General features: G+C 68.2%; 16 protein-coding genes. 14 read left to right on the top strand and 2 right to left on the bottom strand.

Annotation, left to right across the window (positions count from 1 at the left end):
* The first annotated feature begins 19 nt into the window (after positions 1-19).
* The 9 genes from GXN78_RS02905 (at position 20) to GXN78_RS02865 (ending at position 12,739) form a co-directional block, all read left to right on the top strand.
* Positions 20-1,150: a zinc-binding dehydrogenase gene (locus tag GXN78_RS02905; RefSeq protein WP_239142582.1), complete on the top strand. Its 1,131-nt coding sequence runs from the start codon at positions 20-22 to the stop codon at positions 1,148-1,150.
* Entirely contained in the window at positions 1,140-2,120 is a 981-nt protein-coding gene (locus tag GXN78_RS02900; RefSeq protein WP_106558192.1) for an SMP-30/gluconolactonase/LRE family protein, read from the top strand. Before GXN78_RS02905 ends, GXN78_RS02900 begins: the two co-directional genes overlap by 11 nt.
* Before the next feature lie 23 nt (positions 2,121-2,143).
* A complete protein-coding gene (locus GXN78_RS02895) occupies positions 2,144-3,109 on the top strand; it encodes a tripartite tricarboxylate transporter substrate binding protein (protein WP_164255349.1) in 966 nt (321 codons plus the stop codon).
* 110 nt (positions 3,110-3,219) lie between these two features.
* Positions 3,220-5,181 carry a propionate--CoA ligase gene (locus tag GXN78_RS02890; RefSeq protein ID WP_258187022.1) on the top strand — a complete coding sequence of 654 codons (1,962 nt, stop codon included), beginning with the start codon at positions 3,220-3,222 and terminating at the stop codon, positions 5,179-5,181.
* 184 nt (positions 5,182-5,365) lie between these two features.
* Entirely contained in the window at positions 5,366-8,245 is a 2,880-nt protein-coding gene (locus tag GXN78_RS02885) for a 2-oxoglutarate dehydrogenase E1 component (protein ID WP_106558195.1), read from the top strand.
* A 36-nt stretch (positions 8,246-8,281) separates the two neighbouring features.
* Complete coding sequence (odhB, locus tag GXN78_RS02880) at positions 8,282-9,556, top strand: 2-oxoglutarate dehydrogenase complex dihydrolipoyllysine-residue succinyltransferase (protein WP_106558196.1); 1,275 nt, start codon at positions 8,282-8,284, stop codon at positions 9,554-9,556.
* Between the two features lie 9 nt (positions 9,557-9,565).
* Positions 9,566-10,996, top strand: a complete 1,431-nt coding sequence (gene lpdA / locus GXN78_RS02875; protein ID WP_106558197.1) for a dihydrolipoyl dehydrogenase — start codon at positions 9,566-9,568, stop codon at positions 10,994-10,996.
* A gap of 4 nt (positions 10,997-11,000) precedes the next feature.
* On the top strand, positions 11,001-12,098 hold the full coding sequence (zapE, locus tag GXN78_RS02870; RefSeq protein ID WP_106558198.1) for a cell division protein ZapE: 1,098 nt from the start codon (positions 11,001-11,003) through the stop codon (positions 12,096-12,098).
* Positions 12,095-12,739, top strand: coding sequence for a hypothetical protein (locus tag GXN78_RS02865; protein ID WP_106558199.1), 645 nt, complete (start codon positions 12,095-12,097; stop codon positions 12,737-12,739). The genes zapE and GXN78_RS02865 overlap by 4 nt, the downstream gene beginning before the upstream one ends.
* Positions 12,740-12,750: 11 nt before the next feature.
* Here the strand turns inward: GXN78_RS02865 and GXN78_RS02860 are convergent, their stop codons facing one another.
* Entirely contained in the window at positions 12,751-13,575 is an 825-nt protein-coding gene (locus GXN78_RS02860; RefSeq protein WP_106558200.1) for a protein phosphatase 2C domain-containing protein, read from the bottom strand.
* An 88-nt stretch (positions 13,576-13,663) separates the two neighbouring features.
* Here GXN78_RS02860 and GXN78_RS02855 point away from each other — a divergent pair, with 88 nt between their 5' ends.
* On the top strand, positions 13,664-13,870 hold the full coding sequence (locus tag GXN78_RS02855) for a DUF465 domain-containing protein (protein WP_106558201.1): 207 nt from the start codon (positions 13,664-13,666) through the stop codon (positions 13,868-13,870).
* Positions 13,870-15,948, top strand: coding sequence for an ATP-dependent DNA helicase (locus GXN78_RS02850; RefSeq protein ID WP_106558202.1), 2,079 nt, complete (start codon positions 13,870-13,872; stop codon positions 15,946-15,948). Before GXN78_RS02855 ends, GXN78_RS02850 begins: the two co-directional genes overlap by 1 nt.
* Positions 15,949-15,987: 39 nt before the next feature.
* On the opposite strand, the gene GXN78_RS02845 is transcribed toward GXN78_RS02850, so the two are convergent.
* Positions 15,988-16,797, bottom strand: a complete 810-nt coding sequence (locus GXN78_RS02845; protein ID WP_106558203.1) for an outer membrane protein assembly factor BamD — start codon at positions 16,795-16,797, stop codon at positions 15,988-15,990.
* Positions 16,798-16,820: 23 nt separating this feature from the next.
* Here GXN78_RS02845 and GXN78_RS02840 point away from each other — a divergent pair, with 23 nt between their 5' ends.
* The 3 genes from GXN78_RS02840 (at position 16,821) to GXN78_RS02830 (ending at position 20,743) form a co-directional block, all read left to right on the top strand.
* Entirely contained in the window at positions 16,821-17,837 is a 1,017-nt protein-coding gene (locus GXN78_RS02840; protein ID WP_239142788.1) for an RluA family pseudouridine synthase, read from the top strand.
* A 129-nt stretch (positions 17,838-17,966) separates the two neighbouring features.
* The gene (gene scpB / locus GXN78_RS02835; RefSeq protein WP_106558204.1) at positions 17,967-18,866 is read left to right on the top strand and encodes an SMC-Scp complex subunit ScpB; all 900 of its coding nucleotides are present in this window, start codon (positions 17,967-17,969) and stop codon (positions 18,864-18,866) included.
* Positions 18,863-20,743 carry a pseudouridine synthase gene (locus GXN78_RS02830; protein ID WP_164255348.1) on the top strand — a complete coding sequence of 627 codons (1,881 nt, stop codon included), beginning with the start codon at positions 18,863-18,865 and terminating at the stop codon, positions 20,741-20,743. The genes scpB and GXN78_RS02830 overlap by 4 nt, the downstream gene beginning before the upstream one ends.
* Positions 20,744-20,781 lie beyond the last annotated feature (38 nt).

Here is a 20,781-nt window from a genome sequence, read left to right as displayed (position 1 = left end):
TGGGAGACAAGACATGCGAATGACGGCAGCAGTGATGTACGAGCAGGGCCTGCCGGCCCCTTACGCGCAAAGCAGGCCCTTCCGGATCGAGGAAGTGGAGCTCGACGGTCCGGGTGACGGCGAGGTGCTTGTCGAAGTGCGTGGCGCAGGCCTGTGCCATTCCGACCTGTCCGTCATCGAAGGGCTGCGCAAGCGGCCGCTTCCGGTGGTGGGCGGCCACGAGGGCGCTGGCATCGTGCGCGAGGTCGGCAAGGGCGTGCAAGGCCTGAAGCCGGGCGACCACGTGGCCATGGCGGGCGTGGCAGGCTGTGGCCAATGCCGCACTTGCCTGGCGGGGCGGCCAGGCATTTGCCAGGCTGTCAGCGCGGCGCGCTCCGAAGGCCTTCTGGCGACCGGCGCGCGGCGGCTGCATCTGGCGGATGGTGGGCGGCTGAACCACTACAGCGGCATCTCGGTCTACGCACAGTACGCGGTGGTGGCGCCGCAGTCGCTGATCAAGATGGACCCGGCCGTTCCGCTGGATGTCGCAGCGCTGTTCGGCTGCGCCGTTGTCACCGGCGCGGGGGCCGTGTTCAACAGCGCCAAGGTGAAGCCGGGCGCCAGCGTGGCCATCATCGGGCTGGGTGGCGTCGGCCTGACCGCCGTGATGGCCGCGCGCGAAGCCGGCGCGGCGCGCATCGTCGGCATCGATGTGCTGCCGTCCAAGTTCGATCTGGCGCGCGCGGTCGGCGCGACCGACTGCATCGACGCGCGCGACCCCCAGGCCGTGCAGCACGTGCTGGATCTCACGCACGGCGGTGTCGACTACGCGTTCGAGATCTCTGGCCATCCATCGGCGTTGCAGATGGCCCAGTCCATCACGGTGCGCGGCGGCGAAGTCATCGGCGTGGGGGTGGGGCAGTCCAGCGCCACGTTCAGCGTGCCGCATCTGTCCTGGGTCTGCGAGGAGCGCGTGATGCGGGGCTCCTTCATGGGCGGCGGCGTGGCGCAAGAAGACGTACCGCGCTACGTGGACATGTTCCTGCGCGGGCGGCTGCCCGTGGACCGTCTGCGCAGCGAGCACATCGGCTTCGACAAGCTGAACGAAGCGTTCGACCTGCTGCATGGAGGCGGGGTGGTGCGGCAGATCCTGCTGCCGCATGGCAACTGAGCCTGCCAACACGCTTGGCCATACCGGTGCGACCTGCGGGTTGGCGCCGATCCCTGCCAGCGAGCGCGACATCGTGTCCGTGACGGCCGAGCCGTTCTTCCAGGTGGCCGAAGAACCGCTGCCGCTGGAAGGCCCTGCATTCGACCGGCAGGGAAACCTGCTGTTCGTCGACATCTACGGCGGCCGGGTGCTGTGCCTCTCTCTTGAGCAGCGGCGATTGACGACCCTGTATTCGGATCCGGGACAGAACCCATCGGGCCTCGCAGTGCACAAGGACGGACGCATCTTCGTCGCTGCCGTGGGCCCGCGCAACAGCCAGGGCTTGTTCGATGCGGGTGGGGTGTTCGCACTGGATCCCGGCGGAGGCGGCCGGCAGACCGTCGTGCCGCCCAGTGCCGGCCATGCCGTCAATGACCTGGTGTTCGACCGGCAAGGCGGTTTCTACATGACGGACTTTCGGGGATCGTCGACGCGGCCGCTGGGCGGTGTGTACTACATGCCGCCGGACAGCAGCACGCTCAGGCCCGTCTTGCCGGATCTGTGCGGCGCCAATGGCGTGGCGCTCGGGCCCGATGACGGGGTTCTGTGGGCCACCGAGTTCAGCGCTTGCCGGCTGCACCGCGCCGACCTGAGCGCGCCCGCCACGATTTCGCACACGGGCACGTCGATCCCCTACCACTTCATCGGCCCGGGGCCCGATTCGATGCGCACGGACTTGCAGGGCAATGTGTACGTGGCGCTGAACCGGCAAGGTCGCGTCCTCGTCTTCAGTCCGTATGGGATCCCTATCGGCCAGATCCTGCTGCCCGGACGCGAGAAGAACCGCTTTCTGCGCTGCACGAGCCTGGCGCTGATGCCTGGATCGCGCGACCTGTTCATCGTCGCACGCGACGAGGTGGGGGGAGGCGGCGCCATGGTCTTCAAGGCCGGAGGCTTTGCGGACGGACTTGCAATGTTTTCACACCAGTAAATGAAGGAGACAGGTCGATGACCATGACGCGCAGATCCTTGATGGTGGCTTCGGCACCCCTGCTTTGCTGGCGCAGCGCCCTGGCGCAAGGCAGCTATCCCAGTCGACCCATCAAGGTGGTGGCCCCGTTCACGGCCGGGGCAGCGGCCGATACGCTGCTGCGCCGGGTCACCGAGTCCGCGGGCAAGCTGTTGGGCCAGGCCATGGTCGTCGAGAACAAGCCGGGCGCGCAGGCCGCCATTGCGGCCCGCATCGTTGCCAGGGCGTCCCCGGATGGCTACACGTTGATGATGGGCGGCAACTCTTCGCACGCGGCCAACGTCCATACGCTGAAGAACGCCGGCTACGATCCCGTAGCTGATTTCACGCCGATCACGCAGCTGAGCCTGAACCCGTTGATGCTGGTGGTTCCGGCCAGCCTGCCGGTGCGCACGGTGAAGGAGTTCATCCAGTACGCCCGGGACCGGCCGGGCAAGCTGAGTTACGCCACCGGCAACTCGGGCATGCTGGTCGCCGCCAAACTGCTGACAACACAGGCGGGCATCGACGCGCTGGCCGTCAACTATCCCGGCGCCGCCCCGGCCACGACGGATCTGCTTGCCGGGCGCATCGACTTCATCATGAACGATCCCGTAGTGGCCGCGCCTTTCGTGAAGACGGGGCAACTGCGTGTCCTGGGCGTCACCTCGCGCCAGCGCATCCCCTTGTTTCCCGATGTGGCCCCGCTGGCAGAGCAGGGGCTGCCCGACTACGAATACGCATCATGGTCGGCCATGTTCGCGCCCGCAGGCTTGCCGGCGGACATCGCGCGCAAGCTGCATCAGGTCTTCACGCTGGTGATGGCCGATTCCGCCATGCAGACCTTTGCGGCGTCTGCCGGCATCATCCCCGTGACGTCGCCCGCACCCGCACAGCTGCGCGTCTACGTACAAGAGCAGATCAGCCTATGGGGACGCTGGGCGAGAGTTGCAGGGCTTGCGCCGGAATAGAGGCCAGACCTCGCGTGCGAGGTCTCGCGTCGTCGTTGTTGGTTGTTGTTGTGTTGTGTTGTGTTGCTGATGCTGTCAGCTCCCCGCAAGCCACCAACTCATAATTATGAATTCAGTTTCGCCCCAGAGCCGCGCCCCAGCAGGAGACAAAGCCCATGAGCCGCTATGCAGAGTTCTATCGCCGTTCCATCGAAACGCCGGAGGCCTTCTGGGCCGAACAGGCCGAGCTGATCGACTGGAAAACCCCGCCCCGCCAGATCCTCGACACGACGCGGGCTCCTTTCGTGCACTGGTTCGCCGGCGGCACCACGAATCTCTGCCATAACGCGGTCGATCGACATCTCGCCACCCGCGGCGACCAGCCGGCGCTGATCGCGGTCTCCACCGAGACCGGCACCGAGAGGAGCTACAGCTTCAAGGAACTGCATGCCGAGGTGCAGCGCGTCGCCGCCTCCCTCAAGGAGCTCGGGGTGGGGAAGGGCGATCGCGTCCTGATTTACATGCCGATGATTCCCGAAGCCGCCTTCACCATGCTGGCCTGCGCGCGGCTTGGGGCGATCCACTGCGTGGTGTTCGGCGGCTTCGCGAGCGCGTCGCTGGCCTCGCGCATCGAGGATGCGACGCCCAAGGTGGTCGTCAGCGCCGATGCGGGATCGCGCGGCGGCAAGGTGATCGCGTACAAACCGCTGCTGGACGAGGCGATCCGCCTCTCGATGCACAAGCCCGACGCGGTGCTGCTGTTCGACCGCGGCCTGGCGCCCATGGACCTGAGCGAGGGCCGTGACCATCTCGCCGCCCCGCTGGTCGAGAAGCACCGCGACGCGCAGGTGCCCTGCACCTGGCTGGACGCCACCGACATCAGCTACACCATCTACACCAGCGGCACCACCGGCCGGCCCAAGGGCGTGCAGCGCGACACCGGAGGCTACGCGGTGGCGCTGGCCGCGAGCATGAAGCACATCTTCGACGGGCGGGCCGGCGAAACCTACTTCTCGACCAGCGACATCGGCTGGGTGGTGGGGCACAGCTATATCGTCTACGGGCCGCTGATCGCGGGCATGGCGACCCTCATGTACGAAGGCCTCCCCACGCAGGGGCTGGACCGGCAGCCCGACGGCGGCATCTGGTGGCAGCTGGTGGAGAAGTACAAGGTCACCGTGATGTTCAGCGCGCCGACAGCCGTACGCGTATTGAAGAAGCAGGACCCGGCGCTGTTGAAGAAATACGACCTGTCGAGCCTGCGTGCGCTGTTCCTCGCGGGCGAGCCGCTGGACGAGCCCACGGCGCGCTGGATCAGCGAGGGCCTGGGCGTGCCGATCATCGACAACTACTGGCAGACGGAGTCGGGCTGGCCCATCCTCACGGTGGCCAACGGCGTGGAGACCACGCGAAGCAAGTTCGGCAGCCCGGGCGTGCCGATGTACGGCTACAAGGTCAAGATCCTGCACGAGTCCACCGGCGAGGAGTTGACGGCCCCCAATGAAAAGGGCGTGGTCGTGATCGAGGGGCCGACGCCGCCCGGCTTCATGCAGACCGTGTGGCGGGACGACGAGCGCTTCGTCGACACCTACTGGAAGACCGTGCCGGGCAAGCTGGTGTATTCCACCTTCGACTGGGGCATCCGCGACGAGGACGGCTACTACTACATCCTGGGGCGTACCGACGACGTGATCAACGTGGCTGGCCACCGCCTCGGCACGCGCGAGATCGAGGAGAGCATCTCCGGCCACGCCAAGGTCGCCGAGGTGGCGGTGGTCGGCGTGGCCGATGCGCTCAAGGGCCAGGTGGCCATGGCCTTCGTCGTGCCGAGGGACGGGGCGGTGCTCGGCGACGCCCAGGCCGCCCTGGCGCTGGAAGGCGAGGTCATGAAGCAGGTGGCCGACCAGCTCGGTGCGCTGGCCCGGCCGGCGCGCGTGCACTTCGTGGGTGCGCTGCCCAAGACCCGTAGCGGCAAGCTGCTGCGCCGGGCGATCCAGGCCGTGTGCGAGGGTCGCGATCCCGGCGACCTGACCACCATCGAGGACCCGGGCGCGCTCCAGCAGATCAGGCAAACGCTTTCGCCCCAGGGGTAGGCCGTCCCGCTCCGGAAGGGCTTGTGGAGCCGGTTTCCGGCGTCACATAGCTGCCATGGCACAATGCCAAGGTACTCCGGCCCTTCCCCAGCCACAGTCGCATCCGCCAATCGGTTCAGCCGTGTCGCGGAAGGTTTCCTAAACCAGCTAATGCTTCCCCCAGGGAAGCGAAGGTCAGCGCAATATGAGCGATTCGACGTCCTCCGCGTCCATCTATCACGCCTACCAAGGCAACACCTACCTCTTCGGCGGCAATGCCCCCTATGTCGAAGAGATGTACGAGAACTATCTTGCCAACCCGGGCAGCGTGCCCGACAACTGGCGCTCCTACTTCGACGCGCTGCAGAACGTGCCGGCCACCGACGGCAGCACCACGCGCGACGTCCCCCACCAGCCGGTCATCAATGCCTTCGCCGAGCGCGCGAAGCAGGGCACGACCAAGGTGGTGCAGGCCAGCGGTGCCGATTCCGAGCTCGGCCGCCAGCGCACGGCAGTCCAGCAGCTGATCGCCGCCTACCGCAACGTCGGCGCCCGCTGGGCCGACCTCGATCCGCTCAAGCGCGCCGAGCGCCCCCCGATTCCCGAGCTGGAGCCTTCGTTCTACGGCTTCACCGATGCCGACCTCGAGACGGTGTTCAACACGAGCAACACCTTCTTCGGCAAGGACACGATGTCGCTGCGCGACCTGCTCAACGCGCTGCGCGAGACCTACTGCACCACCATCGGCGCCGAGTACATGTACATGACCGACCAGGCGCAAAAGCGCTGGTGGCAGCAAAAGCTCGAGAGCGCCCGGACCAACCCGAAGCTGAGCACTGAGCAGAAGAAGCGCATCCTCGAGCGTCTGACGGCCGCCGAAGGCCTGGAGCGCTTCCTCCACACCAAGTACGTCGGCCAGAAGCGCTTCTCGCTGGAAGGCGGCGAGAGCTTCATCGTCTCGATGGACGAGCTGATCAGCCAGGCCGGCACCAAGGGCGTGCAGGAGATCGTGATCGGCATGGCCCACCGCGGCCGCCTCAACGTGCTGGTCAATTCGCTGGGCAAGATGCCGGCCGACCTGTTCGCCGAGTTCGACCACACGGCGCCCGAGGAACTGCCCAGCGGCGACGTCAAGTACCACCAGGGCTTCAGCTCCGACGTGTCGACGCCTGGCGGCCCGGTGCACCTGAGCCTGGCCTTCAATCCCTCGCACCTGGAGATCGTGAACCCGGTGGTCGAAGGTTCGGTGCGCGCCCGCATGGACCGCCGCGCCGACCCGCTCGGCAAGCAGGTGCTGCCCGTGATCGTGCACGGCGACGCCGCCTTCGCAGGGCAGGGCGTGGTCATGGAGACGCTCGCGCTGGCCGAGACCCGCGGCTACTCCACCGGCGGCACGGTGCACATCGTGATCAACAACCAGATCGGCTTCACCACCAGCGACCCGCGCGACAGCCGCTCCACGCTGTACTGCACCGACATCGTCAAGATGAACGAAGCGCCGGTGCTGCACGTGAACGGCGACGACCCCGAGGCCGTGGTGCTCGCCACCCAGCTGGCCCTCGAGTTCCGCATGGAATTCCAGAAGGACGTGGTGGTCGACATCGTCTGCTTCCGCAAGCTGGGCCACAACGAGCAGGACACCCCCTCGCTGACCCAGCCGCTGATGTACAAGAAGATCGCCGCCCATCCCGGCACGCGCAGGCTCTACGCCGATCGCCTCGCCGCCCAGGGCCTGGGCGAGACGCTGGGCGACGACTTGGTGAAGGCGCAGCGCGCGGCCTTCGACGCCGGCAAGAACACCACCAACCCGGTGCTCACCAACTTCAAGAGCAAGTACGCGGTCGACTGGAGCCCCTTCCTCAACAAGAAGTGGACCGATGCCGGCGACACGGCCATTCCGACCGCCGAATGGAAGCGACTGGCCGAGCGCATCACCAAGGCGCCGGACAACTTCACGGTGCATCCGCTGGTCAAGAAGGTCCTGGACGACCGCGCCGCCATGGGGCGCGGCGAGATCAACGTCGACTGGGGCATGGGCGAGCACATGGCCTTCGCCTCGCTGGTGGCCAGCGGCTACCCGGTGCGCCTCTCCGGCGAGGACAGCGGCCGTGGCACCTTCACGCACCGCCATGCCGTGCTGCACGACCAGAACCGCGAGAAGTTCGACGTAGGCACCTATGTGCCGTTGCAGAACGTGGCCGACAACCAGGCGCCCTTCGTCGTCATCGACTCCATCCTGTCTGAAGAGGCGGTGCTGGCCTTCGAATACGGCTACGCGTCCAACGACCCCAACACGCTGGTGATCTGGGAAGCGCAGTTCGGCGACTTCGCCAACGGCGCGCAGGTCGTGATCGACCAGTTCATCGCCTCGGGCGAGGTGAAGTGGGGCCGCGTCAACGGCATCACGCTGATGCTGCCGCACGGCTACGAAGGGCAGGGCCCCGAGCACAGCTCGGCGCGCCTGGAGCGCTTCATGCAGCTGTCGGCCGACGCCAACATGCAGGTCGTGCAGCCCACCACGGCGAGCCAGATCTTCCATGTGCTGCGCCGCCAGATGGTGCGCAACCTGCGCAAGCCGCTGGTCATCATGACGCCCAAGTCGCTGCTGCGGAACAAGGACGCGACCTCGCCGCTGTCGGAGTTCACCAAGGGCAGCTTCCAGACCGTCATTCCCGACAACAAGGAGCTCAAGGCCGACAAGGTCAAGCGCGTGATCGCCTGCTCGGGCAAGGTCTACTACGACCTGGCGAAAAAGCGCGAGGAGAAGGGCAGCGAGGACGTGGCGATCATCCGTGTCGAGCAGCTCTATCCCTTCCCGCACAAGGCTTTCGCCACCGAGCTCAAGAAGTATCCGAATCTGGTCGACGTGGTGTGGTCGCAGGACGAGCCGCAGAACCAGGGCGCCTGGTTCTTCGTGCAGCACAACATCCACGAGAACCTGCAGGAAGGCCAGAAGCTCGGCTACTCGGGCCGCGCCGCCTCGGCGTCGCCCGCGGTCGGCTACTCGCACCTGCACCAGGAGCAGCAGAAGGCACTGGTCGATGGCGCCTTCGCCAAGCTCAAGGGCTTCGTGCTCACCAAGTAAAACAATCCCACTCAAGAAACACGAAGCGGCTCAAAAATGTCCATCGTTGAAGTCAAAGTCCCCCAGTTGTCCGAGTCCGTGGCCGAGGCCACGATGCTGCAATGGAAGAAGAAGCCCGGCGAAGCAGTCGCCATCGATGAAATCCTGATCGAGATCGAGACCGACAAGGTCGTGCTGGAGGTGCCGGCACCTTCCGCCGGCGTGCTGGCCGAGATCGTCGCCGGCGACGGCGCCACGGTCGTGGCCGACCAGGTGATCGCCAGGATCGACACCGATGCCAAGGCGAGCGCGGCTGCGCCCGCCGCGGCACCGTCAGCACCTGCCGCCGCTGCGCCTGCACCCGCAGCGGCTGCCGCAGCCTCCTCTGCGGGCGGCTCCAAATCCGACGTCGCCATGCCGGCCGCGGCCAAGCTCCTGGCCGACAACAAGCTGACGACGGGCGATGTGAGCGGCACCGGCAAGGACGGCCGCGTCACCAAGGGCGACGTGCTGGCCGCAGTCGCAGGCGGTGCTACCGCCAAGGTCGCCGCGCCGGTGGCCATCCCCACGGGCGCCCCCAAGACGACACTGCCGCAAGTGGCTTCGCCGGCCTCTGCGCCGGACCTCGGCGATCGCCCGGAAGAACGCGTGCCGATGAGCCGCCTGCGCGCCCGCATCGCCGAGCGCCTGCTGCAGTCGCAGTCGACCAATGCCATCCTGACCACCTTCAACGAAGTCAACATGGCGCCCGTCATGGAAATGCGCAAGCGCTTCCAGGAGAAGTTCGAGAAGGAGCACGGCGTCAAGATCGGCTTCATGAGCTTCTTCGTGAAGGCCGCGGTGCATGCGCTCAAGAAGTACCCGGTGATCAATGCCTCGGTGGACGGCAACGACATCGTCTACCACGGCTACTTCGACATCGGCATCGCCGTCGGCTCGCCGCGCGGCCTGGTGGTGCCGATCCTGCGCAATGCCGACCAGATGAGCTTCGCCGACATCGAGAAGAAGATCGCCGAATACGGCGCCAAGGCGCGCGACGGCAAGCTGGGCATCGAGGAGATGACCGGCGGCACCTTCTCCATCTCCAACGGCGGCGTGTTCGGCTCGATGCTGTCGACGCCCATCATCAACCCGCCGCAGTCGGCCATCCTGGGCGTGCATGCGACCAAGGACCGTGCCGTGGTCGAGAACGGCCAGGTCGTGGTGCGGCCGATGAACTACCTCGCGATGTCCTATGACCACCGCATCATCGACGGCCGAGAGGCCGTGCTGGGCCTGGTCGCCATGAAGGAAGCGCTGGAAGATCCCGCTCGCCTGCTGTTCGACATCTAAGGAGACCCGATGTCCAACAAGCAATTCGACGTCATCGTCATCGGTGGCGGCCCCGGCGGCTACGTCGCGGCCATCCGCGCGGCGCAGCTCGGCTTCAACGTCGCCTGCATCGACGAGTGGAAGAACGCCAAGGGCGGCCCCGCGCTGGGCGGTACCTGCACCAACATCGGCTGCATTCCCTCGAAGGCGCTGCTGCAGTCCTCCGAGCATTTCGAGCATGCCGGCAAGCACTTCGCCGACCACGGCATCAAGGTCGAAGGCCTGGGGCTCGACATCGACAAGATGCTGGGCCGTAAGGACGCGGTGGTGAAGCAGAACAACGAAGGCATCACCTATCTGTTCAAGAAGAACAAGATCAGCTTCTTCCATGGCCGCGGCTCCTTCGCGAAGGCCGGCGGTGCGGGCTACGAGATCAAGGTGACGGGCGCGGCCGAGGAAACGATCGAAGCCAAGCACGTCATCGTCGCGACCGGCTCCAACGCGCGCGCGCTGCCGGGTGCCGACTTCGACGAGGAGAACATCCTCTCGAACGACGGTGCGCTGCGCATCCCCGGCGTCCCGAAGAAGCTGGGCCTGATCGGCTCGGGCGTGATCGGCCTCGAGATGGGCTCGGTCTGGCGCCGCCTCGGCTCGGAAGTCACGGTGCTCGAAGCGCTGCCGACCTTCCTGGGCGCGGTGGACGAGCAGATCGCCAAGGAGGCGCAGAAGGCCTTCGTCAAGCAGGGCCTGAAGATCGAGCTCGGCGTCAAGGTCGGCGAGGTCAAGACCGGCAAGAAGGGCGTTTCCGTTGCCTGGACCAACGCCAAGGGCGAGGCGCAGACGCTCGAGGTCGACAAGCTGATCGTGTCGATCGGCCGCGTGCCCAACACCGTCGGCCTCGACCCCGAGGCGGTGGGCCTGAAGCTCGACGAGCGCGGCGCCATCGTGGTCGACGACGAATGCCGCACCAGCCTGCCCAACGTGTGGGCCATCGGCGACGTGGTGCGCGGCCCGATGCTCGCGCACAAGGCCGAGGAAGAGGGCGTGGCGGTGGCCGAGCGCATCGCGGGCCAGCATGGCCACGTGAACTTCAACACCATCCCATGGGTGATCTACACCTCACCCGAGATCGCCTGGGTCGGCCAGACCGAGCAGCAGCTCAAGGCCGAGGGCCGCGCCTACAAGGCCGGCACCTTCCCCTTCCTGGCCAACGGGCGCGCCCGCGCGCTGGGCGACACGACGGGCATGGTCAAGTTCCTGGCCGATGCGGCGACGGACGAGATCCTCGGCGTGCACATCGTCGGGCCGATGGCCAGCGAGCTGATCTCCGAGGCCGTGGTGGCCATGGAGTTCAAGGCCAGCGCCGAGGACATCGCACGCATCTGCCACGCGCATCCTTCGCTCTCGGAAGCGACGAAGGAAGCGGCGCTTGCAGTCGACAAGCGCACGCTCAACTTCTGACCCCTTGAGCGTCAAACAGGCCTACGAAGCGGAGCTGGTTGCGCGGGGGTTCCAGAGCGACCCCGCGCAGCTGCGCGCCGTCGAGGCGCTCGATCGCTGCGCCACCGAATGGGCGGAGTACAAGGCGCAGCGCTCCAACGCCCTCAAGAAGCTGATCAACCGGCCCGAGATTCCGCGCGGCGTCTACATGTACGGCGGGGTGGGGCGCGGCAAGAGCTTCCTGATGGACTGCTTTTTCAACGCCGTGCCGTTGCGGCGCAAGACCCGTCTGCACTTCCACGAGTTCATGCGCGAGGTGCACCGCGAACTGGCCGACCTGCAGGGCACGGTCAACCCGCTGGAGGAGCTCGGACGCCGCATCGCCAAGCGCTACAAGCTGATCTGCTTCGACGAGTTCCACGTCGCCGACATCACCGACGCGATGATCCTGCACCGGCTGCTGACGGCGCTGTTCGACAACGACGTGGGATTCATCACCACCTCGAACTTCAGGCCCGACGACCTCTATCCGGGCGGCCTGCACCGCGACCGTATCCTGCCGGCCATCGAGCTGCTCAAGCAGCGCCTGGAGGTGGTCAATGTCGACAACGGTACCGACTACCGCCGCCGCACGCTGGAACAGGTCAAGCTCTACCTCACGCCCAACGGCGCAGCGGCCGACAAGGAGATGCGCCACGCCTTCGAGCGGCTCGCCGAGAGCGCCGACGAGAACCCGGTGCTGCACATCGAGGCGCGCGAAATCCATGCGCGGCGCAAGGCCGGGGGCGTGGTCTGGTTCGATTTCAAGACCTTGTGCGGCGGCCCGCGCTCGCAGAACGACTACCTCGAGATCGCGAGCCAGTTCCACACGGTGCTGCTGTCCGACGTGCCTTACATGCCGGTGCGCATGGCCTCCGAAGCACGCCGTTTCACATGGCTGGTCGACGTGTTCTACGATCGGCGCGTGAAACTCATCATGTCGGCCGAGGTTGCCCCCGAGGCCTTGTACACCGAAGGGCCCCTGGCCCACGAATTCCCGCGCACCGTGTCCAGACTGAACGAGATGCAGTCGGCCGAGTTCCTCGCCCTGGAGCGTCGCGTCGTCGACACCCGCCTCACATGAAGAAACTGTTTGTCTGCCTGTTGATCGGCCTCGGCGCCGCGCCGCTGTGGGCGCAGAGCACCGCCACCACCGGCACCATGGATTTCGAGGCCGAGCGCGCGCGCCTGGCGCAGGAGCGCAAGGTGATCGAGGAGCGCTTCGCCACCGAGCAGGCCGCCTGCTACCAGAAGTTTGCGGTCGAGGGCTGCCTGGAAGAAAGCCGCCGCCGCCGCCGCGCTGGCACCGAGAACATCAAGCGCCAGGAGGCGGCGATGAACGACATCGAGCGCAAGCGCCGCGGCGCGGCCGAGCTCGACAGGCTCGAGCAGAAGAAGGCGGGTCCGCGCCCGCAGGACACCCCGGCGGAGCAGGAAAAGGCGCAGAAGTCGCAGCAGGAACGCGAGCAGCGCTCCGCCGACCATGCCCAGGATCGCGCCCGCATGGCCTCCGAGGCCGCCGAGAAGCAGCGCCAGTTCGAAGAGAAGCAGCGAGCCCATGCCGAGGAGCAGACCAAGGCCGCGAACCGGCGCGCCGAGGCGCCTGCCAATCGCGAGGCCCACGAGCGCAAGCTGGAGAAGGCGGAAAAGCATCGCGCCGAACGCGAGCGGCGCAACGCCGAGAACACCAAGCCGCGCTCGGCGCCGCTGCCGACCCCGCCCTGAAGAGGCCTGGCTCAGGCCGCGTTCGGCTCTTCCACCTCTTGCGGCTCGGGCAGGGCTTCCAGCTTGAGGATGGCCAGCGAGATGTTGTCGCCGGTCCCGCGCGCCCGCCGGCGCGCCTCCGACACCAGCAGCTCCGCGGCGACGCGCGGCGGCTGCTCAGCCAGCACCCGGCCCATTTCCTCGGGCTTGAAGTAGTGCCACAGCCCGTCGCTGCAGGCCATCAGGAGATCGTCGGGCTCCAGCTTGGGGACGAAATGGATGTCGACGGGCGGCGGGGTGGACTTCATGCCCAGGCAGCCGAGCAGGATGTTGCTCTGCGGGTGGAAGTTGGCCTCCTCCTCGCTGATCTCGCCGCGGTCCACCAGCGCCTGGACGTAGGAATGGTCCTTGGTGCGCTTGACCAGCTGACCGCGCCGGAAGTGGTAGATGCGCGAGTCGCCGGCGTGGATCCAGGCACAGTCGCCATCGGGGTTCATCAAGAAGGCGGCCAGGGTGCTGTGCGGCTCCTGTTCGCTGGACAGCGCGGTGAGCTTGATGACGGTGTTGGCGTCCTCCAGCAGCTGGCGCAGCACATGCACCCCCTCGTCACGTCCCGGCTTGTAGCGCGCGAACAGCTGGCGTGCCGTCATCAGCACCTGGTCGGAGGCCTTGCGTCCGCCGCTGCGCCCACCCATGCCGTCGGCGACCACGCCGAGCACGCAGCCCGCCGCGCGCGGGTGGTTCATTACCAAAACCTGGTCCTGCTGGTAGGGACGGTCCCCTTTGTGAAGGCCGGTGGCGGCTGCGAGTCGAAAGCCTCGGGTCTGGGGCGCGGCTGCGTCGGCGAAGTCCTGCATGGGGTCTGGCGAGTGGAACGAGGACGTACATTATCGAGTCAACCCGAGCGAAGCCGGAGAGCACTCCGTCACGTCTTTGCGTCATCCCTTGGACTCCAATCTCCATTCCTTCTCCCGCCAGCTGATCGAACTGCGCATCGAGCATGCTGACCTGGATGCCACCATCGACCGGCTGGCCGAAGTCATCGAGCCACGCGACGAGCTGCTGCTGCGCCGGCTGAAGAAGAAGCGCCTGGCCCTGCGCGACCGCATCGTGCGGCTGGAGTGCCTGCTCGACCCCCAAGAGCCCGCCTGATGTCCATCGTCGACTGGCCCGAGGACTTCGAGGCGGACGCTGCATCCGTCGAGCCCGGCCGCGCGCCGCGGGAAAGCGGCCACCTGGCGGCCGAAGTCCAGGCCGCCTTCGCCCAGGACGGCGTGCTCTCGCAGGCCGCCGAGCAGTTTCGCGAACGCGAGGGCCAGACCCAGATGGCACTGGCCGTGGCCCGCGCCATCGACCAGGGCGGCGTGCTGGTGGTGGAGGCCGGCACCGGCGTCGGCAAGACCTTCTCCTACCTGGTGCCTGCGCTGCTGAGCGGGGAGCGGGTGCTGCTGTCGACCGCCACCAAGACCCTGCAGGACCAGCTCTTCGGCCGCGACCTGCCGCGGCTTGTCGAGGCGCTGGGCCTGCCGTTGCGCACCGCGCTGCTCAAGGGCCGCGCCAGCTACCTGTGCCTGCACCGGCTCGACCAGGCGCGCCATGACGCCTCCCTGCCCGAGCGCAGCAGCCTGCGCACGCTGGCAAAGATCGAGCAGTGGTCCAAGGCCACGCGCACCGGCGACCTGGCCGAGCTGCCGGGCCTGGATGAGCGCTCGCCGCTGATCCCGCTGGTCACTTCCACCCGCGAGAACTGCCTCGGCGCCCAGTGCCCCCAGTTCAAGCCCTGCCATGTGAACCTGGCCCGCCGAGAGGCCATGGCGGCCGACGTGGTGGTCATCAACCACCACCTGTTCTTCGCCGACCTGGCGGTGCGCGAATCGGGCATGGCGGAGCTGCTGCCGAGCGTGCGCGTGGTGGTCTTCGACGAGGCCCACCAGCTCAACGAGACCGGCGTGCAGTTCCTCGGCGTGCAGCTGGGCAGCGGGCAGGCGCTGGACTTCGCGCGCGACATGCTCGCGGCGGGCCTGCAGCACGCGCGCGGCCTGGTCGACTGGCAGCAACTGGTCGCCGCGACCGAGCGCGGCGCCCGGGAACTGCGGCTGGCTGTGGGCAAGCAATGGCCGGGGGCCAAGCTGCGCTGGGCCGGCACGGCGCCGGAGGGCGTCCCGGCCGATGCATGGCAGGAGGCGCTCGACGCGCTGAAGCACGCCTTCGTCGAGGCGGCCCGCGGGCTGGACACGGTCAGCGAGCTCTCGCCCGATTTCGTGCGGCTGCACGAGCGCGCCGAACAGTTCGCCGAGCGTGCGGCGCGCTTCGCCAAGCCCTGCGCGCCGGAGTCGGTGCGCTGGGTGGACGTGGGCACGCAGATGCGGCTGGTCGAGTCGCCGCTCGACATCGCCGAGGCGGTGCGCACACGGGTGCTCAAGACCGGGCAGGGCGACGCGCAGGAGCAGGGCCGCGCCTGGGTCTTCACCTCGGCCACGCTGGGCGACGACCCGAAGCTGCGCTGGTTCACCGAGCCCTGCGGCCTCGAGGACGCGGAGGTGCTGCGCGTGAACAGTCCCTTCGACTACGCGCGCCAGGCGGCGCTCTACGTCCCGCGCGCCTTTCCCAAGCCCAACGACCCGGCGCACAGCGCGCAGGTCGCCCGGCTCGCCGCGCAGGGTGCGGCCGTGCTGGGCGGGCGAACGCTGGTGCTGACGACCACGCTGCGCGCGCTGCGCACCATCGGCGACGCCATCCGCCAGCACTTCGAGCCCATGGACGCCGCGCGCAGGCCCGAGGTGCTGGTGCAGGGCGAGCTGCCCAAGCGGGTGCTGATGGAGCGCTTCCGCGAGGGGGCAGCCCACGGGCGCGCGGGCTGCGTGCTGGTGGCCTCGGCCTCGTTCTGGGAGGGCTTCGATGCGCCCGGCGACGCCCTGCAGCTGGTGGTGATCGACAAGCTGCCCTTTCCGCCGCCCAACGATCCGCTGGTCGAGGCGCGCTCGCAGCGCCTCGAATCGCAGGGCCGCAGCGCCTTCGGCGACTACTCGCTGCCGGAGGCGGCGGTGTCGCTCAAGCAGGGTGCCGGCCGGCTGATCCGGCGCGAGACCGACCGCGGCGTGCTGGCGATCTGCGACACCCGGCTCGCGACCATGGGCTACGGGCGCCGGCTGCTGGCCGCCTTGCCGCCGATGCGGCGGCTGGAGGACGAGGGCGCCTTCGAGGCCGCGCTGCTCGAACTCACGCGCTGAAATAAAAAAAGGCCCGGATCGGGCCTTTTTTTCGTTGCGTTACCAGAGCTTCCACCAGGGGTCGTCCTTGCCACGGAAGCCGCGCGTCAGGTATTCGCTCTTCGGGTAGTTGGTGGTCAGCACGCGCTTCGCGTCGTCGCGCAGGTCGGTCATGCCGAGCGCATCGTAGGACTGGACCATGATGTAGAGCGCCTCTTCGAGCGCCGGCACCTCGCGGTAGTCCGCCAGCGCGAGCTGCGCGCGGTTGATGGCCGCCAGGTAGGCGCCGCGCGTGTAGTAGTAGCGCGCCACGTGCACCTCGTACTGGGCCAGCGAGTTCACGATGTAGTTCATGCGCTGGCGCGCATCGGGCGTGTAGCGCGACTCCGGGAAGCGATTGACCAGCTCCTTGAAGGACTCGAAGGATTCCTTGGCCGCCTTCTGGTCGCGCTCCGACAGATCCTGGCGCGTCAGCCAGCCGAACATGCCGAGGTCATCGTTGAAGTTGATCACGCCCTTGAGGTAGATCGCGTAGTCCATCGCCGGGCTGGCCGGGTGCAGCTTCATGAAGCGGTCGAGGGTCGAGATGGCGGCCGCCTTCTCGCCGGACTTGTATTGGGCAAAGGCCTTGTCCAGCTGCGCCTGCTGGGCGAGCGGGGTGCCGGCGGCGCGGCCTTCGAGCTTCTCGAACAGGGGCACGGCCTTGTCGTAGGCACCGGAGCTCGCTTCTTCCTTGGCTTCGGAGTAGATGCGATTGGGACTCCAGTTCGCGGTCTTGTCGACCGAGGTCGACGAGCAGCCGGCCATCAGCCATGCGGCCGAGCACAAGGCCAGCCAGGCGGGGACAACCGATAATTTGACGCGACGCATTACATCAGGCTTTCGTGAAAACAGTGCCTTCAATTATATCGGCCACCCCCCTGGGCGAACTTCCGGACGGGGTCGAGCACGACGAGGGCGCCGAGCCCCATGAGCCCAGCGAGACCCGCAGCTTCCTCATTCACGAGGCGCAGCACGGGCAGCGGCTGGACCGCGCGCTGGCCGCGCTGGTGCCCGAATTCTCGCGCAGCTACCTGCAGCAGCTGATCGAGGCCGGCGCGGTCGAGCTCCAGCACCGCGTGCTGACCAAGGCCGCCGCCACAGTCCATGCCGGCGAGATCGGCAGCATCGAGCTGCGACCCACGCCACAGAGCCAGGCCTTCAAGCCCGAGCCTATGCCGATCACGGTGGTGCACGAGGACGAGCACCTGCGCATCATCGACAAGCCGGCGGGCCTGGTGGTCCACCCCGCGCCGGGCCACTGGAGCGGCACGCTGCTCAATGGCCTGCTGGCGCTGGACCCGCGGGCCGCGCTGCTGCCTCGCGCGGGCATCGTGCACCGGCTGGACCGCGACACCAGCGGCCTGATGGTGGTGGCGCGCAGCCGCGCCGCGATGGATGCGCTGGTGGCGCTGATCGCTGCGCGCGACGTCAAGCGCCAGTACCTCGCGCTCGCGCATCGCGGCTGGCAGGGCGCCGCCGCGCGCCACGTCGACGCCGCGATCGGGCGCGACCCCCGCAACCGGCTGCGCATGGCCGCGGTCGACCTCGAGCGGCACCCGGGCAAGCCCGCGCGCACGCTGATCGAGTCGCTGGACAGCAACGAGCAGGGTTGTACGGTGCGCTGCACGCTGGAGACCGGGCGCACCCACCAGATCCGCGTGCACATGGCCTCCATCGGCCATCCGCTGGTGGGTGACGCGCTCTACGGCGGGGCCGCTGCGGCGGGCCTGGAGCGGCAGGCCCTGCATGCCTTCAGGCTCGCCTTCGTGCACCCCGTCACGGGCGCGCCCATGAAGTTCCTGGCCGCCCCGCCGCCCGATCTGGTACAGGCTATGCAGGCCTGGGGGCTGGATTACAATCGCGCCTGACGGCCCCGAGGGCCGCGCCGGCGACCGATGCCGGCTTCGCTGTCCATCGCCCGAGTGCCGGCAGCGCCTTCTTCCATCCTTCTGAAAAACAAGCGTCTGCAAGGCGCCTTTTCCCGGATACCGCGAACCATGAATACGGCGGATGCCAAGCGCATTCTCGAAACCGCCTTGATCTGTTCGACCCAGCCCCTGCCGGTGCGCGAACTGCGCGTGCTGTTCGACGACGAGCTGGGCGCCGACACGATCAAGACGCTTTTGCACGAACTGCAGGAAGACTGGTCGCAGCGCGGCCTGGAACTCGTGAGCGTGGCCAACGGCTGGCGCTTCCAGAGCCGACCCGAGCTGCGCGACCACCTCGATCGCCTGCACCCCGAAAAGCCGCCGCGCTACACGCGCGCCGCGCTCGAGACGCTGGCGATCATCGCTTACCGTCAGCCAGTCACCCGCGGCGACATGGAAGACATCCGTGGCGTCACCATCAACTCCTTGATCCTGAAGCAGCTCGAAGACCGCAACTGGGTCGAGGTGATCGGCCACCGCGAGACCGTGGGCCGTCCGGCGCTCTATGCGACCACCCGCCAGTTCCTCGACGATCTCGGCCTGGAGTCGCTCGACCAGCTGCCGGTGATCGAGACGCCGGCCCAGCAGGCCGGATTGGTCAATGCCCTGGCGGCGGCCGCCGACCGGCAGCCCGGCCTGCCGATCGACGAGCCTGCGCCTGCGGTCGATGAAGCAGGGCCTGAGCCCGAGGCCTCGGCGGAGCCGGTCCCCGAGCCTGCTGACGAGCCTGCACCCCAGGCGGAGGCTGAATCCCCGGCAGAGCCCGAAGCCCAGGCGGAGCCTGAAGCCCAGGATTCCCGCCTCCCCGAAGCGCCTCCCGAACCCGAGCTCGACGACGCCGCGAAAGTCGTGGCCGCCGACCCCGAGCCCGAGCCGGAGCCCGAGCTCCAATCCTCGTTCACCCCCACACCCGACGTCGAGGCCGACGAGGAAGACACCCCCGCTGTTCGTTCCGGAACCCGACCATGAGCCCATCCCATCCTGAAGACGCAGCGATGCTGCCGGCCGCACCCGTGTCCGAAGAAGAGGCGGCGGCCTTGCCCGCGCAGCCGACCGAAGACAGCGCGCAGCCCGCGGGCGAGGCGCCGCGCAAGCGCCGGCCGCGCCGCAGCAAGCCGGCCGACCCGGCACCGGAGGCGGTGACCGAGGAGGCCGCGGCGCCTGAGGTGGCGGTCGAGGATGCCGCGACGCCCGAGGCAGTGGTCGAGACTGCCGAGGTGCCGGCCGCGCCCGTTGCACCGGCACCGATTGAACCGGTCGCACCGGTCGAGCCGACCGAGGCCCAGGCGCCGGTGGTCGCCCAATCAGAGGAAGAAGAGCGCGAAGAGGACGAAGAGGACGAAGAGGACGAAGAGGAAGAGCCGGACGAGGAGGAAGACGACCTCGACCGCGCCCGTCGTGCCGCCGAGCGCGAGCAGCGCAACGCGCCGCCGCCCGAGCCGATCCGTTTCGTCGACGTCGTCTCCGGCCAGTTCGACGCCGACGAGGACAGCCCGGAAGTGCCCCCGCTCAAGCGCGTGCTGCTGCCCGAAGCCGACTCGCCCAAGCTGCACAAGGTGCTGGCGCAGGCCGGGCTGGGCTCGCGGCTGGAGATGGAGCAGCTCATCCTCCAGGGCCGCATCTCGGTCAACAACGAGCCGGCCCACATCGGCCAGCGCATCCAGTTCGGCGACCAGGTCAAGCTCAACGGCAAGCCGATCCGCTACCGCATCGCGCCGCCGCCGGCGCGCGTGATCGCCTATCACAAGCCGGTCGGCGAGGTCGTCACGCACGACGATCCGCAGAACCGTCCCACCGTGTTCCGCAAGCTGCCGCGCCTCCCGCAGGGCAAGTGGCAGTCGGTCGGGCGCCTCGACCTCAACACCGAGGGCCTGCTGCTCTTCACCAGCTCGGGCGAGCTGGCCAACCAGCTGATGCATCCGCGCTTCGGCCTGGAACGCGAGTACGCGGTCCGGGTGCTGGGCGCGCTGAGCAACGACGAGAAGCAGCGCCTGCTCGAAGGCGTGCGCCTCGACGACGGCATGGCGCATTTCGGCACCATCGAGGACGGTGGCGGCGAAGGCTCGAACTGCTGGTACCGCGTCACCATCTCCGAAGGCCGCAACCGCGAGGTGCGCCGCCTCTTCGAATCGGTGGGCCATGCGGTCAGCCGCCTGATCCGCATCCGCTACGGCGCCATGGTGCTGCCGCGCGGGCTCAAGCGCGGCGCCTGGATGGAGCTGGACGAGCGCGACATCCGCGCGCTGTTCCAGGCGGTGGGTGCCGAGCGTCCCGCGCGCGGCCCTGGCCCAAAGAACGTTGGCCAGGAAGGCGGCGGCCGCAACAACCGGAACCGCAAGCGCCGCGGCAACCGCAACGGCGGCGGCGGCGGCGGCGCGCAGGCCGAGGGCCGCGAGCCGCCGATCCCGAATCCGCTGACCAGCGGGCCGGGTGCCCGTGGCCGCGGCGGCAACGGCGGCATGCCGCAAGGGCAACGGGGGCAGGGCCAGGGCCAGGGACGCGGTAACCGCCAGGGCGGCAAGCGCGACGACCGGGCGCCGGGCGGCGGCGGCGGCAACCAGCCCGATCCGATGAAGACCTCGCTGGGTTACATCGGTGCCGACTTCTCGCGCCAGCGCAAGGAGCAGCGCTCCGGCCCGCGGCGCGGTGGCGGGGGGAGGCCTCCGGCGGCAACTTCGGCGGGCAAGGCGGCGGGCAGGGCGGCGGGCAAGGCGGCGGTCGCCGCCGCGGCCGCTGAATCCGCGATCGGCTGCGGCTTGTTCACCCGCCCGTCACGGGCGGTGATGGCCGCGCCGGTTAAAATCAGAGGCTTTGTCAAGGGAGCGCAGCGTGTCGCTGCGGCTTGACGGAACTCATCGAAATCCAAGCACTCAAGAAAGCACTT

This window comes from Variovorax sp. WS11 (assembly GCF_010499245.1).
Classification (GTDB): domain Bacteria; phylum Pseudomonadota; class Gammaproteobacteria; order Burkholderiales; family Burkholderiaceae_C; genus Variovorax.
Note: the sequence above shows the minus strand (reverse complement) of the source record. Positions and strands in the feature narration are given on the sequence as shown.

What these genes read in the sequence shown, in the direction of transcription:
- GXN78_RS02830 (WP_164255348.1), top strand. Translation starts at nt 18,863, where the DNA reads ATGAGCCCATCCCATCCTGAAGACGCAGCGATGCTGCCGGCCGCACCC.
- GXN78_RS02895 (WP_164255349.1), top strand. Translation starts at nt 2,144, where the DNA reads ATGACGCGCAGATCCTTGATGGTGGCTTCGGCACCCCTGCTTTGCTGG.
- GXN78_RS02885 (WP_106558195.1), top strand. Translation starts at nt 5,366, where the DNA reads ATGAGCGATTCGACGTCCTCCGCGTCCATCTATCACGCCTACCAAGGC.
- GXN78_RS02845 (WP_106558203.1), bottom strand. Translation starts at nt 16,797, where the DNA reads ATGCGTCGCGTCAAATTATCGGTTGTCCCCGCCTGGCTGGCCTTGTGC.
- GXN78_RS02860 (WP_106558200.1), bottom strand. Translation starts at nt 13,575, where the DNA reads ATGCAGGACTTCGCCGACGCAGCCGCGCCCCAGACCCGAGGCTTTCGA.
- GXN78_RS02850 (WP_106558202.1), top strand. Translation starts at nt 13,870, where the DNA reads ATGTCCATCGTCGACTGGCCCGAGGACTTCGAGGCGGACGCTGCATCC.
- GXN78_RS02865 (WP_106558199.1), top strand. Translation starts at nt 12,095, where the DNA reads ATGAAGAAACTGTTTGTCTGCCTGTTGATCGGCCTCGGCGCCGCGCCG.
- scpB (WP_106558204.1), top strand. Translation starts at nt 17,967, where the DNA reads ATGAATACGGCGGATGCCAAGCGCATTCTCGAAACCGCCTTGATCTGT.
- odhB (WP_106558196.1), top strand. Translation starts at nt 8,282, where the DNA reads ATGTCCATCGTTGAAGTCAAAGTCCCCCAGTTGTCCGAGTCCGTGGCC.
- GXN78_RS02900 (WP_106558192.1), top strand. Translation starts at nt 1,140, where the DNA reads ATGGCAACTGAGCCTGCCAACACGCTTGGCCATACCGGTGCGACCTGC.
- lpdA (WP_106558197.1), top strand. Translation starts at nt 9,566, where the DNA reads ATGTCCAACAAGCAATTCGACGTCATCGTCATCGGTGGCGGCCCCGGC.
- GXN78_RS02905 (WP_239142582.1), top strand. Translation starts at nt 20, where the DNA reads ATGACGGCAGCAGTGATGTACGAGCAGGGCCTGCCGGCCCCTTACGCG.